This is a genomic window from Nocardiopsis sp. NPDC006938 (assembly GCF_042869555.1).
In the GTDB taxonomy this organism is placed as follows: Bacteria; Actinomycetota; Actinomycetes; order Streptosporangiales; family Streptosporangiaceae; genus Nocardiopsis.
In genome coordinates, this window is the sequence record NZ_JBIAGA010000001.1 from 682,702 (window position 1) to 696,013 (window position 13,312).

The following is a 13,312-nucleotide window of genomic DNA, read 5'->3' on the forward strand; positions in this document are numbered from 1 at the left end:
GCCTCCACGGGCCTCCAGACGTGACGCACCGTACTCCGCCGCCGTGCCACCATAGGTGTCATGCCCAAGATCTCGGCTCCGACCATCGCCGCTCACCGTGCCCGCACACGGGAGCGCATCATGGACGCCGTCGAGGAGCTGACCAGGTCCCAGGGGATCGACCGCATCTCCATGACCGACGTGGCCAACGCGGCGGGCATCACCCGAACCGCGCTGTACAACTACTTCCCGGACAAACCCGCGCTGCTTCTGGCCTTCACCGAGCAGGTCAGCGGCGCGTTCGTCGAACGGTACAAACGCGAGCTGCCCTCGGGGGTCTCGGCCGCCCGCCGCCTGTCAGCCTTCGTCCGCCTCCAGCTGGAGGGCATCGTCGCGCACCCGCACCCGCCCGCCGCCGAGCTGGGCGCCAGCCTGGGACCCGACGCCTACCAGGCGCTGGCCGCCCACGTGGCACCGATGCAGCGCCTGCTCACCGAGATCCTGGAGGAGGGCGCCGCCGCCGGGGAGTTCGACCGCCTCCCCGCCGACCGCGTGGCGGGGCTGACCCTGTCCATGGTCGGGTCGCAGCGGCTGCCCCTGGTCAGCGGCGAGGTCGACATCGACGGGACGCACGCCCTGGTGACCAGGTTCGTCCTGCGCGCCCTCGGGGTCGGGACCGAAACCGTGGACACGATCCTCCCAACGAACACGTAGAGTTCGCACCCATTGACAGCCTGTAGTTAGGGCCAGGTTCTAACACTGTGCTGGCCGCTAGCGGCCAGCACCCGACGGCATGAAGGCCGCGGATGCGGGGAACGACCCGCACTGCCCGACCCCCACCCGGGCGTACCCGTCCGAACGCCGCCGAGTCCCGTTAGGCCCTCTCCCTCGTGACCCTCACGCTGATCGCCGTCGGCGCCGCCCTGGTGTCGATCGCCCTCTTCAACAAGGTGCCCCGCTTCGTGCCCGGACGCCTGCCCGAACCACGCTCCGCAGGCGGGATCGCCACGGCGCAGCGCACCGCGGCGCCGCCACGGATACGCCTGGTCTCCGCGCGGCTGACCGAGCAGGGGCGCGCGCTCCTCACGACGGTGGGCGGGAGCGCCCTGATCGTCGCGTTCTTCCTCAGCCTCTCCGGCCTCTGACCGACCTCGCCAGGCGCACCAGCAGTCCTCCCGCGACGGTGGCGGCGACCCCACCGGTCACCGCCGCGGCGGCCGCCGCCCGCCCGCGCGCCCTGGCCCCGCGCCGGGCAGCGGACTCCGCGACCGACCGGTCCGTGGCGCGGAAGGCCCCGCCGCACAGGGCGGCGTCCAGCTCGGTCCCGCGCCAGTCCGCCTTCCAGTCGTTCAGGGGGCCCAGTCCGTCCGGCGACGGGGTGGTCCGGGGCTTCCAGCGCACCGGCTCGTCCCGGCGCTCGTGCGTCCGCAGGACCCGGGGGGCCGGACCGGAGTAACGCAGCTCGCCCGGGGCGTTCGCGATCATCTCCACGAGCAGCCGGGCACAGGCCCGGGCGTCGCCCAGCGCCGTGTGCTGCCCGGTGGGCCACGTTCCGTTGAGCAGGTGGGTGGCGCGCGGCAGAGAGTACCGCGCCAGGTCCAGTTGGGAGCGCAGAGCCCGCAGCGTGCACAGCCCCGACAAGCCACGCGGCAGCCCGGCCGGGACGAGCTCGGAGGTGAGGAAGCGCTCCTCGAAGTCCAGGTTGTGGCAGACCACCACAGCACCCGAGAGCAACTGGGTGATCCGGGGCACGATCGCCTCCGCCCGGGGGGCGCCGATCACGTCACCCTCGCCGATCCCGTGGAACTCCTGGCCGCTGACGGGGGCTCGGGGGTCCACCAGTGTGCTGAACTCCTCCACGAGGGTGCCGTCACCCCGCACCCGCACCACGGCGATCTCCACCAGACGGGCGCCCTCGCGCGGGTCCAGGCCGGTGGTCTCCACGTCGAGTACCGCGTACTCCAGGTCCGCCGCCCGCGTGCCGACCCTTCTCCGGGTCAGTGCGCCCGTCCGCAGCGTTCCCATCGTCTGCCCCTACTCCCTGTGGTCGATCAACGTCGGTTCACGACCCTACTGCCCGGACCCGACACCGCCCGCCCCCAGGAACGCCGACAGCACACCGCCGAACGGGAAGAAGGAGGGGTGTGTGTACGTTTTGACGCGTGCCCGGCACCAACGCACACCCACCACACAGCCCGTACGGCGAGGAGAAGCCGCATGAACCAGCCCCCGCTGCCCAGCTACGCCCCGCTGGCGGAGGTCGTCCGCTCCGGGATGCGCGAGGGCGTGCACTACGGAGCGGTGATCGGACTCTCCGCCGACGGTGAGATCGCCTACGCGCGCGGCCCCGTGCACGACCCCATGTTCCCCCGCTCCTCCGCCAAGCCCTTCCAGGCGCTGGCGGTGTTGCGCGCCGGCGCCCGTCTGGAGGGCCGGTCCCTCGCGATCGCGGCGGGCAGCCACGGCGGTGAGGAGTTCCACGCCGCGGAGGCCGAGCGCATCCTCGCCGACGCCGGGCTGACCGCCGACGCCCTCCGGTGTCCGCCGGCCGTCCCCGGCGCTCCCACCGCGAGACGGGCATTCGTCGCCGCGGGCCGCGAGCCCGAGCCCCGGTACATGAACTGCTCGGGCAAGCACGCGGCCATGCTCGCCGCCTGCGTCGCACGCGGGTGGAGCACCGAGGACTACCTCGACCCGGAGCACCCCCTCCAGCTCATGGTCCGGGAGGCGACCGAGGACATGTGCGGGGAGACCGTCGCGCACACCGCGGTGGACGGCTGCGGTGCGCCCCAGCTGGCCGTCACGCTCACCGGACTGGCACGCGGTGTCCAGGGGATGCGGCTGTCCCCCGAGGGCACCCACGAGCGCGCCGTCGTCGAGGCGATGAGCGCGCACCCCGAGTACGTCTCGGGACCCGAGCGCGTCGACACCGACCTGATGACCCGCCTGCCCGGACTGGTCTCCAAGATCGGCGCCGACGGCGTCCTCGTGCTCAACGCCCCGACCGGTGAGACCGTGGCGGTCAAGATCAGCGACGGTGACGCCGAAGAGCGCTCGCGCGTGCTGGTGGGGCTCACCGCCCTGGACGCCCTCGGAGTGGGCGTCGGCCCGGTCGGCGACCGTCTCACCACCCCCGTGTACGGCGGCGGCCGCAGGGTCGGTGAGGTCCGGGCGCTGTAGGACCCCCGCGCGGTCCCGGGGCGGGGCGCGGGGAGGACGTGGAGTTCGTGAACAGGAGAGATCGGTGTCGGACAGCCTGAACGAGATCGTCATCGCCGGTGCGGGCATGGCCGGCCTGCACGCGGCCGAGGCCCTGCGCGAACGGGGGTTCGAGGGTCGTCTGATCCTGGTCGGCGACGAACCGCACCGGCCCTACTCCCGGCCCCCGCTCAGTAAGGAGGCCCTGACCGGGGTCGGGCTGGACCCCGCCAACGGCGGCCCGGGGTGGCTCGCCGGACACCGCGCGCTCCAGCTGCGCGAGGACTCCGTCATCGACGGACTCGACCTGGACTTTCGGCCGAACACCCGAGCGGTGGGGCTGGACCCGGCCGCGCGCGAGGTGCGCGTGCGGGGGCCGGAGGGCACGGTCGCGCTGCGCTACGACGGGCTGGTGGTGGCGACCGGCGCCCGTGCCCGCAGGCCCGATACCGACCTGGCCGGGGTGCACGTGCTGCGCACCCTGGACGACGCCGAGGCGGTCCGGGCCGCCTTCGACTCCGCGGGGCACCTTGTGGTGGTCGGCGCGGGTTTCGTCGGCGCCGAGGTGGCCGCGAGCGCCCGTGCGGTGGGGATGGAGGTCACGCTGGTCGAGGCCGCCCCGACCCCCCTGACCCGGGTGGTCGACCCCCGAATCGGGGAGGTCCTCACCGAACTGCACCGGGAGAACGGCGTGGACCTGCGCCTGGGTGTGGGTGTGAGCGGGTTCGAAGGCGCCGGCCGGGTGGAGCGGGTCCGCCTGTCGGACGGCTCCGGCGTCGACGCGTCCCTGGTGGTGGCCGGTGTGGGCGTACACCTGAACACGGAGTGGCTGCGCGGTTCGGGTGTCGACCTCTTCGAAGACGGTTCGGTGGTCTGCGACGCCTACTCCGCCGCATCGGTGCCGAAGGTGTACGCGGTCGGTGACCTCGCCAACTGGCCGCACCCGCGCTTCGGCGGCCGGATCAGACTGGAGCACTGGACCAACGCGAGCGAGCAGGGTGAGGCGGCGGCCCGCAACCTGCTCGCCGGGTCAGGGCGGACGCCGTTCACCCCCGTGCCCTATTTCTGGTCGGACCAGTACCGCAAGAAGATCCAGCTCCTGGGGCAGGGCGCACCCGCTGATCAGGTCGCCTTCGTGCACGGGTCTCCGGAGGACCGAAAGTTCGTGGCATTCCTGGGGCGCGGGGGGATGCTGACCGGGGTCCTCGGACTGCGCTCCACCCCGCGCACCATGCGCTATCGCGGCCTGCTGGAGAAGCCCACCTCCTGGGAGGAGGCGCTGGCCGCGGCAGGGGTCACCCCGTCACGGTGACGGCCTGCTTGGGGCACAGCCGCGCGGCCTTGAGGACCTTCTCCCGAAGCTCCTCACCCGGCTCCTCGGTCAGGAGGTACAGGAAGTCGTCGTCCCTGACCTCGAAGACCTCGGGGGCTGCGGCCATGCACAGGGCGTTGCTCTCACACTGGTCGTAGTCGACCTCGACTCGCATCTCGTCCTTCTCTCTCGGGCTGGGCCCTTGGGGGTCTGCGGGTGGCAACACCCTAGCCACAGGTCTCCTCGGCCCGGAAACCCCTCCACTGCGGAGGAACCAGTCCCGCGCGGGCGTCATCACACCCCACGTCCGTCCCCTGAGGAGCAGTGTCGTGAGAGGTGGGCCATGAGCACGGACGAGACCGTCCCGCGCGAGAGCGGCACGGACCCGGAGGCGGCGGGTGCGCGGGCGCCGGACACGACCGGGGCCGCCACCTCGGACGACGGCACGGAGGGAACCAGCAGGGGTACCGGTGGGGAAGGCGGTGGTGCCCCCGTCCCGGACGGCAGTGCGGAGCGGACCCCCGCCACCGAGGGTGCGCGGGGCGCCGAGGGGCCCGTCTTCGAGGAGGCCCGTGCCAGGGACACGGGCCGGGGCCCGGGAACGGCCGCCCCGGCACCTCCCTGGCCACCCCCGCCGCCCCCGTTCACGCCTCCACCGCCACGCCCGCCCCTGCCGGACGCCCAGGTGTGGTTGTCCCCGGCGGCGATGGGCACGGGCGCGGTGGCGCTGGCCCTGGCCACGTTCGACCGCCCGGGAGTCGGCGTGGTGATCACCGGGGCGCTGGCCGCGTCCGTCGCGATCACCGCCCTGGTGACCCGCCCCCGTGCTCCGGAGCGGTCCGGGGCCACCGAGGGGATCGAGCCGCCGCAGGAGCCGTCGGGAGCGGAGGGACCCGACCGGCGCCGACGGGGATGGTCGGCCGTGTACGGCGGCCTGGCCGCCGTCCTCCTGGCCACGGCGGCGCTGCGGGACGCGGGGTGGGTCCTGGCCTGGACGCTGACGGCGGCGTTCCTCCTGGCCTCGCTCGCGTTCTCCGTGCACAACCCCGCTTCGCGCGGGAGCGCGTCCGGGGTGGTCGCGGGGGCGACGGCCCTGGTGCGTGACGCCGTCGCCGCCCCGAGGTTCCTGGTACGCCCGCTGGTCCGGTTCAGGTCGTCGAACCGGCTCCTCGTGCCCGCACTGGCCACGGTCGGGGCCACCCTGGTGCTGCTCGTGGTCTTCGGCGGGCTGTTCGCCCTGGCGGACCCCGTCTTCGCCAAGCACCTCGAAAGGCTGTTCGTCGCGCCCGACGTGCGTCTGGGCTGGCTGCACCCGGCCTCAGCGTTGGCGACCGTCCTCCTCACGGGCTCGGCGGTGCTGGCCGCCCGACGCCGTCCCCGCCCCGTCGCTCCGCCGCTGGCGCGCCGGACGGAGGAACCGGACGAGCGGTCGGCCTGGCCGGTCTGGGTGTGGGCGGTCCCGCTCGGGTCCCTGGCCGCGCTGTTCTCGGCCTTCCTCGGGGTGCAGGCCACCGCCATGTTCGGCGGCGACGACTACGTGCAGCGGGTCGCGGGGGTCATCTACGCCGAGTACGCCCGACAGGGCTTCTTCCAACTGGTGATGGTGGGTCTGCTGGTCCTGGGCGTGGTCGCGCTGACGGTTCGGCTCGTGCCCGCCCCCCGCATCCCGCGCAACGCGCTCCTCGGCGTACTGTGCCTGCTCACGCTGGTCATCCTGGCCTCGGCGATGGCCCGCCTCCAGCTGTACATCGACGTGTTCGGGCTGACCCGGCTGCGGGTGGCGGCCGAAGCGTGGATCGTGTGGATCGCGCTGCTGTTCGGCCTGATCATGGTGGCGGGACTGCTCAACTGCCTGGGCCGCCCGACGCGCTGGCTGCCCCGCGCGACGGTGGCCCTGGGCGCGGCCGCCCTGGCCGTGTTCGCCTACAGCGACCCCGACCTGCGCATCGCCGAGAGCCACCACGACCTGGATCTCCAGAGCGTGGACACCCGGTACCTGCGCGGGCTGTCGGCCGACGCGGTGCCCGGGCTGCTCGAACTGGACGGGCCCGACCGCACCTGTGCCCTCGAACTGATCGACGCCCGGCTGCGGGACGCCGAGGAAGTCGGGGCCCGCAACCTCTCGCGGGAGCGGGCCCGGGACCTGCTGGCCGAACACGGTCCCCTGGACCCGGTGTCCGCGGACGGCGACCGCCCCGCGTGTTGGGTGCCGGACCGCGGCTGAGCGGCGGGGCCGCGCCGGGTGGCGCGGCCCCCTCCGGCTCACTCCTTGGCGAAGCGGTCCGTGGCCTCGATGAGGAGGTCGAGGATGCCGGGCTCGCTGAAGGCGTGACCCGCGTCGTCGACGATGTGGAAGTCGGCCTCCGGCCACGCGCGGTGCAGGTCGTAGGCGGTACGCACCGGGGTGCACACGTCGTAGCGGCCCTGGATGATCACGCCGGGGATGTGCCGGATGCGCTCGGCTCCCTCGATGAGCTGCTCCGGGGTGAAGAACCCCTTGTTGTGGAAGTAGTGGTTCTCGATCCGCGCGAAGGCGAGCGCGTAGTCCTCGTCGGCATGGTGTTCGCGCAGCGCGGGGCTGGGCCGCAGGGTGATCGTCGACCCCTCCCAGACGCTCCACGCGCGGGCGGCCGCCAGGCGCACCTCGCGGTCCGGTGACTCCAGCCGGCGCGCGTAGGCGCCGATGAGGTCCCCGCGCTCTTCCTCCGGGATGGGCTCCAGGTAGGACTCCCACAGGTCGGGGAAGAGGTGGGAGGCGCCCTCCTGGTAGAACCAGCGCAGTTCCTGGTCGCGCAGGGTGAAGATGCCGCGCACGATCAGCTCGGTGACGTGGTCGGGGTGCTTCTGGGCGTAGGCCAGGGCCAGGCAGCTGCCCCAGGAGCCGCCGAAGACCTGCCAGGCGTCCACGCCGATCATCTCGCGCAGGCGCTCGATGTCCTCGACCAGCGCCCAGGTGGTGTTGGTGGACAGGTCGGCGTCCATCCGGCTGGCGTGCGGTGTGGACCGGCCGCAGTTGCGCTGGTCGAACAGCAGCACGCGGTACCGCTCCGGGTCGAAGAGCCTGCGGTGGTCGGGTGTGCAGCCGCCGCCCGGGCCACCGTGCAGGAACACCACCGGCTTGCCCGCCGGGTTTCCGCACAGCTCCCAGTAGACGCGGTGTCCGTCGCCGACGTCGAGCATGCCCGAGTCGTACGGCTCGATGGGCGGGTACAAGGTGCGCAAGGCGTGGCCCTTTCGTGGGTGGGTGACTGGACTCGGGTCAGATCCGGTCGAGGAGCTCGGCCTTCTTGCCGCTGAACTCGCTGTCGGTCAGCAGTCCCTCGGCGTGGAGGCGGCCGAGCTCCCGGATCTTGGCGAAGATCTCGTCGCTCGCCTCGTCGCGGGCGGGCGGGGCCGGCTCCAGGGCGGGGACACCGTCGTCGGCCTCGTCCTCGGTCTCCCCCGCGGCCAGCGCGATGTGGGTGTTGACGGTGGCCGCCATCAGCAGGCTCTCCTCGCTGCCCTTCAGCCCGTGTGACGCGAGAGTGAAGAAGTCGTTCTCCAGTCCCGAGGCCTCGGGCATCGTCACTCCGCGCAGCACGACCCGGAGGAAGCCCTCGTCGAAGTCGCGCTGGGGGTACCACCGCAGCGACTCGATCTCCGAAACGGGGAACTCGCGCGACTTCTCCTGGCCCTTGGCCGTGCTGGCCATCCAGCCGTCCCACACGAGCCGCACGCGTTCGCCGTCGAAGGTCGCCGAGCCCTCGCCGGTGCGCGCCTGGTAGGGCAGGCCCACCACCAGGGCCTTGGCCACCTGTGCCGGGTCGAGCGGCGCGGTGAGGGTCTCGCGGGCGTAGCGGGAGGACTCGGTGATGCGGTCGGCGCAGTACTCGGCCACGAGTTCGCGCTCGTGTGGTCCCGTCAGGACGAGGGGCGAGGAGGCTCCCGACGCACCCGCGGTCTCCAGTGGCGCGTAGGGGTCGGCCCCGTCCACGAGCCGAATCCGCAGCCGCCATCCGTGTTTGCGGTCGCCCGGGGTGAACTCCACGTCGCGGACCGCGCTCAACGGGACGGCGCAGTGCCCCAACGCCCTGAACAGGGCGGGAACCTTGCGCCCGGTTCCGAAACCGATGCGCACCGTCTCCTCGTCGAACCGCCAGATGGCGTGGTGTCCGTGCAGTTCCTCCATGGGAGACCATCCTAGGGGTGCCGGTCGTGGCGGACACCCCTGGCCTGCCGTGCCCCTCGGAGCCGCTCAGCGGACCGCCGTGGCGGTGAGGGGTCGGAGCGTGGCGTTGCGGGTAGAACCGCAGGGGCACACCCCGTCCCGCCACCCGCCCGGTGGCCGGGAGCACGTGGGCGGTGCGCCCGGCGCGCCGCCCCCGAACCGGAGGCCTTCGATGACGCACGAGATGTCCGAGGGGGCACGGGAGTTCCGCGCCGCGCGGGACCTGCTCCTTCAGCACCGGGATGACCAGGAGACGGCCCACCGCGAGTTCACGTGGCCGCGTCCGGAGCGGTTCAACTGGGCTCTGGACCACTTCGACCACGTGGCCGCCACACGGCCGGACCGAACGGCTCTGTGGCTGGTGGAGGCGGACGGGTCCGAGGTCCACCACACCTACCGCGAACTGTCGGAGCGCTCCAACCAGGTGGCCAACTGGCTGCTCGGCCAGGGCGTCCACCCGGGTGACCGGATCATGCTCATGCTCGACAACCAGGTGGAGCTGTGGGAGGTGCTGCTCGCCGCGATCAAGCTGGGGGCCGTGGTCACCCCGACCGCCACGAACCTCTCCGACGCCGACCTGGTGGACCGACTGGACCGCGGCGAGGTGGCGCACGTGATCTGCTCGCCCGCGCAGACCGCGCGGTTCGAGCCCCTCCAGGGCCACTGGACGAGGATCTGCGTCGGCTACATGGAGGGGTGGCTCAGCTATCCGGACTCGGAGCACTCGGGGCTGGACTTCACCCAGCCGGCTCCGACCTCCCCCGACGACCCCCTGCTGCTCTACTTCACCTCCGGCACCACCGCCCGGCCGAAGCTGGTCACCCACTCCCAGAGCTCCTATCCCGTGGGACACCTGTCCACCATGTACTGGCTGGGGGTCCAGCCGGGCGACGTGCACCTGAACGTGTCGGCCCCCGGATGGGCCAAGCACGCCTACAGCAGCGTGTTCGCGCCCTGGAACGCGGAGGCGACGGTGCTGGTGGTCAACCAGGAGCGGTTCGACCCGGCCTTCCTGCTGGACGCGGTGGTGCGCTGCGGCGCGCACACGCTGTGCGCGCCGCCCACGGTCTGGCGGATGCTGGCCCAGGTGGACCTGGCGGAGTGGAGGGTGCCGCTGCGCGAGACGGTCTCGGCCGGGGAACCGCTCAACCCGTGGATCGTCGAGCACGTCCGCCAGGCGTGGGGCCTCACGGTCCGCGACGGTTTCGGGCAGACCGAGACCACCCTGCTGGTCGGGAACGGCCCCGGTCAGGTGGTGGTGCCCGGGTCGATGGGGCGCCCCGCACCCGGCTACGACATCGTCCTGGTCGACCCGGAGACGGAGGAGCCCTCGGACACCGGCGAGATCTGCGTGGACCTGTCGGACCGCCCGGTGGGGACGATGACCGGTTACGCGGACGCCCCCGACGACACCCGTGAGGCGACCCGCCGCGGCCTGTACCACACCGGCGACATCGCGACTCGGGATTCGCGTGGATTCCTCACCTATATCGGCCGGTCCGACGACGTGTTCAAGGCGTCGGATTACCGTGTCTCACCATTCGAACTCGAAAGCGTGCTCATCGAACACGAATACGTGGCGGAGGCCGCGGTCGTGCCCTCCCCCGACCCGCTGCGGCTCGCGGTGGCCAAGGCCTACGTGACCCTGGCCGAGGGCGTCGCACCCGACGCCGTGACCGCCCGCGCCATCCTGGAGTACGCCCGAAGACGCCTCTCACCCCACAAGAGGGTCCGCCGCCTGGAGTTCGCCGACCTGCCCAAGACCGTCTCGGGCAAGATCCGGCGGGTGCGCCTGCGCCGGGCCGAGGCCGCGCGCGGAACGCAGGAGGACGGAACCCGCCACCCGCACGAGTACTGGGAGGAGGACCTCCCGGGCCTGAAAGACTGACGCCGTAAGACGCGCTCCGCCGATCGGAAATGGCCGCCGGTGCCATTGTGTCTCGCCGGTTGGGACGCCGGTGAGCCCATGCACACCGTGTGGCCTTTCCCATCCCCGGAATACCCGGACAATTCCCACCTCGGCCGCACCGGCCCGCCGGGACCGCGCTACGGTCGGTGTGCGGCACGAGCATCTGTCGCCAGGCGATCGACGTGATGGGACCGGGGAGAAGATGACGAGCACCAACGACACACGGGTGGCGAGCTACACACCGCTCATCGCCCCTCAGGACCTGCTCGCCGAACTCCCCATGAGCGAGGAGAGCACCGCCCTCGTCGAGAGTTCGCGCGCCGAGGTCAAGCGGGTCCTGGACGGCACCGACGACCGCCTGCTGGTCGTCGTCGGACCCTGTTCGGTGCACGACACCGAGTCCGCGCTGGACTACGCGCGCCGCCTGCGCGACCTCGTGCCCTCGGTCAGCGGCGAGCTGTGCGTGGTGATGCGCGTGTACTTCGAGAAGCCCCGCACCACGGTGGGATGGAAGGGCCTGATCAACGACCCGGGCCTCGACGACACCTACGACGTGCACCGTGGCCTGCGCACCGCCCGCGAGCTCCTGCTCGACATCAACGCCCTGGGCCTTCCCGCCGGGACCGAGTTCCTCGACCCGATCACCCCGCAGTACATCGCCGACGTGGTCTCCTGGGGCGCGATCGGGGCCCGCACCACCGAGAGCCAGGTGCACCGCCAGCTCAGCAGCGGCCTGAGCACCCCGGTGGGCTTCAAGAACGGCACCGACGGCGACGTGCAGGTGGCCGTGGACGCCGTGGGCGCGGCCGCCGCCTCCCACACGTTCTTCGGTGTGGACCCGGCCGGGGCCGGATCGGTCGTGGTCACCGAGGGCAACCCGGACTGCCACGTGATCCTGCGCGGCGGCCGTAGCGGCCCCAACCACGACCCGGCGTCGGTGGCCTCCGCCCTGGACGTCATCGAGGGGTCGGGGCTGCCGCGCCGCCTGATGATCGACGCCAGCCACGCCAACAGCGGCAAGGACCACGTCCGCCAGGCGGGTGTGGCCCGCGAGATCGCCGCCCAGGTCGCCGAGGGCCAGAAGGGCGTCATCGGCGTGATGCTGGAGAGCTTCATCGTGGAGGGCGCCCAGAAGCTGGGTGACCCGGCACGGCTCACCTACGGCCAGTCCATCACCGACAAGTGCATGAGCTGGGAGACGACCGAGGGCGTGCTGGAGAACCTGGCCGAGGCGGTGCGCCAGCGCCGCAAGAACGCGGCCTGACCCCGCCTCCGAGGGGCACGGCGCGAGGACGGCGCGCCGGGCCCCTCGTTCCGCGTCGGGGCCGGGTCAGGCCCGGGTGTCCTTGACGACCTGACCGCCCTGCACGACCAGCACCACGTTGGCCCGGTCGCCCAGCAGGGCGATGTCGGTGAGGGGGTCTCCCTCGCACACCACGAGGTCGGCGAGCTTGCCTGCCTCGACGGTGCCGGTCCGGTCGGCGGTGCCCACCAGGGCGGCGGCGTTGCTCGTACCCGCCTGGATCGCCTCCATCGGGGTCAGTCCCACGGACACCAGCTGGGCGAGCTCGCGCAGGTTGCGCCCGTGCTCGGAGATGCCCGCGTCGGTGCCCATCGCGACCCTGACCCCCCGGCTGACGGCGTGCGAGATCCTGCGGTAGGTCTCCTCGGCCAGCGCCCGCTTGGTCTCGACCGCCTTGCGGGTCATGAGGTGGGCCCGGTCCTCGAAGTCGAAGGTGGTCAGTGTCGGCACGAGGAACGTGCCGCGCTCCAACATGAGGTCGATGCCCTCGTCGTCGACGAGGTAGCCGTGCTCGATGCTGGCGGCCCCGCCGCGCACCGCGTTCCTGATCCCCGCCGCGCCCTGGGCGTGCGCCGCGACCGGCCGACCGCCGTGCCGGGCGGTCTCGGCCACGATCACGGCGATCTCCTCCTCCGTGATCCCCTCGTCGGTGGGGCCGTCCGAGGGGCTGGAGAGTCCGCCCGTGGCGCACACCTTGATGACGTCGGCCCCGTCCCGGACCAGGCGCCGGGTGGCCACCCGGACCTCCTGCGGGGAGTCGGCGATCTCGACGGCGGTGTGCTCGCAGTCGTGCGGGTTCGCGCCGGAGGGCAGTGTGAAGTCGGCGTGGCCGCCGGTGTGGCTCATCAGGCGCAACGCCATGCTCAGACGCGGTCCCCGGATCAGCCCGCGCTCCTGGGCGAGACGGAACCCGGCGTCGGCGCCGCCCAGGTCGCGGGCGCCGGTGACGCCCGCCTCCAGGGTGACGCGCATCCGTTCGGCGGACTCGAACGCGTGCAGGCTGCGGGAGACGCCCGCGTTGTTGGCGGCCAGGGCGCGGCCGTCGGAGAACCCGAAGTGCACGTGGGTGTCGACGAAACCGGGCAGCAGGGTGCGCCCGCCCAGGGTCTCGACGGTGTCGCCGGGCAGGGGCGCGGGCGCGTCGGCCGCGGGCCCCGCGTAGGCGATCAGGCCGCCCTCGACCAGGACGGCGGCGTCGGGCACCGGTGCCGCTCCGGTGCCGTCGATGAGGGTGAGGTCCCGGTACAGGGTCCTGGCGCCGGTCATGGGTGCTCTCCTTCTTCTCGTGCTTCTGGTTCGGGGGGCGTGGCTAGGGCGTGTTCCGTGGATGCTTTCGGTTGGTTCGGCGCTCGCGCCGATCGACGCGAGCGGCCTCCAGGCAATCTCTCGCAAGACGAGGAGCGA

General features: G+C 72.6%; 12 protein-coding genes. 7 read left to right on the forward strand and 5 right to left on the reverse strand.

The genetic code is table 11. The annotated features are described in order from the left end of the window. Positions 1–60: 60 nt before the first annotated feature. Positions 61–693: a TetR/AcrR family transcriptional regulator gene (locus ACFYL4_RS02850; RefSeq protein ID WP_357767188.1), complete on the forward strand. Its 633-nt coding sequence runs from the start codon at positions 61–63 to the stop codon at positions 691–693. 176 nt (positions 694–869) lie between these two features. Continuing rightward, a complete protein-coding gene (locus tag ACFYL4_RS02855; protein WP_357767190.1) occupies positions 870–1,124 on the forward strand; it encodes a hypothetical protein in 255 nt (84 codons plus the stop codon). Here ACFYL4_RS02855 and ACFYL4_RS02860 read toward each other — a convergent pair. Beyond that, positions 1,105–2,004: a 3'-5' exonuclease gene (locus tag ACFYL4_RS02860; protein WP_357767193.1), complete on the reverse strand. Its 900-nt coding sequence runs from the start codon at positions 2,002–2,004 to the stop codon at positions 1,105–1,107. The genes ACFYL4_RS02855 and ACFYL4_RS02860 overlap by 20 nt on opposite strands. Positions 2,005–2,196: 192 nt before the next feature. On the opposite strand from ACFYL4_RS02860, the gene ACFYL4_RS02865 reads away from it, so the two are divergent. Continuing rightward, a complete protein-coding gene (locus ACFYL4_RS02865) occupies positions 2,197–3,159 on the forward strand; it encodes an asparaginase (protein WP_387515910.1) in 963 nt (320 codons plus the stop codon). A 64-nt stretch (positions 3,160–3,223) separates the two neighbouring features. Continuing rightward, positions 3,224–4,489: an NAD(P)/FAD-dependent oxidoreductase gene (locus ACFYL4_RS02870; protein WP_387515912.1), complete on the forward strand. Its 1,266-nt coding sequence runs from the start codon at positions 3,224–3,226 to the stop codon at positions 4,487–4,489. Here ACFYL4_RS02870 and ACFYL4_RS02875 read toward each other — a convergent pair. Next, entirely contained in the window at positions 4,473–4,664 is a 192-nt protein-coding gene (locus tag ACFYL4_RS02875) for a ferredoxin (protein WP_357767201.1), read from the reverse strand. The two genes, ACFYL4_RS02870 and ACFYL4_RS02875, sit on opposite strands and share 17 nt — an antisense overlap. A 168-nt stretch (positions 4,665–4,832) precedes the next feature. Here ACFYL4_RS02875 and ACFYL4_RS02880 point away from each other — a divergent pair, with 168 nt between their 5' ends. Continuing rightward, positions 4,833–6,713, forward strand: coding sequence for a DUF4153 domain-containing protein (locus ACFYL4_RS02880; protein ID WP_387515914.1), 1,881 nt, complete (start codon positions 4,833–4,835; stop codon positions 6,711–6,713). 38 nt (positions 6,714–6,751) lie between these two features. Here the strand turns inward: ACFYL4_RS02880 and pip are convergent, their stop codons facing one another. Beyond that, positions 6,752–7,711 (reverse strand): prolyl aminopeptidase, encoded by a 960-nt coding sequence (gene pip, locus ACFYL4_RS02885; RefSeq protein ID WP_357767206.1) that lies wholly within the window; start codon positions 7,709–7,711, stop codon positions 6,752–6,754. Between the two features lie 37 nt (positions 7,712–7,748). Beyond that, positions 7,749–8,657, reverse strand: coding sequence for a DUF4429 domain-containing protein (locus ACFYL4_RS02890; RefSeq protein ID WP_357767208.1), 909 nt, complete (start codon positions 8,655–8,657; stop codon positions 7,749–7,751). Between the two features lie 211 nt (positions 8,658–8,868). Here ACFYL4_RS02890 and ACFYL4_RS02895 point away from each other — a divergent pair, with 211 nt between their 5' ends. Then, the gene (locus ACFYL4_RS02895; RefSeq protein ID WP_387515916.1) at positions 8,869–10,584 is read left to right on the forward strand and encodes an AMP-binding protein; all 1,716 of its coding nucleotides are present in this window, start codon (positions 8,869–8,871) and stop codon (positions 10,582–10,584) included. Between the two features lie 223 nt (positions 10,585–10,807). Beyond that, a complete protein-coding gene (locus ACFYL4_RS02900) occupies positions 10,808–11,869 on the forward strand; it encodes a 3-deoxy-7-phosphoheptulonate synthase (protein ID WP_357767213.1) in 1,062 nt (353 codons plus the stop codon). Positions 11,870–11,935: 66 nt separating this feature from the next. On the opposite strand, the gene ACFYL4_RS02905 is transcribed toward ACFYL4_RS02900, so the two are convergent. After that, positions 11,936–13,174: an amidohydrolase family protein gene (locus tag ACFYL4_RS02905; RefSeq protein ID WP_357767216.1), complete on the reverse strand. Its 1,239-nt coding sequence runs from the start codon at positions 13,172–13,174 to the stop codon at positions 11,936–11,938. Between the last annotated feature and the right edge of the window lie 138 nt (positions 13,175–13,312).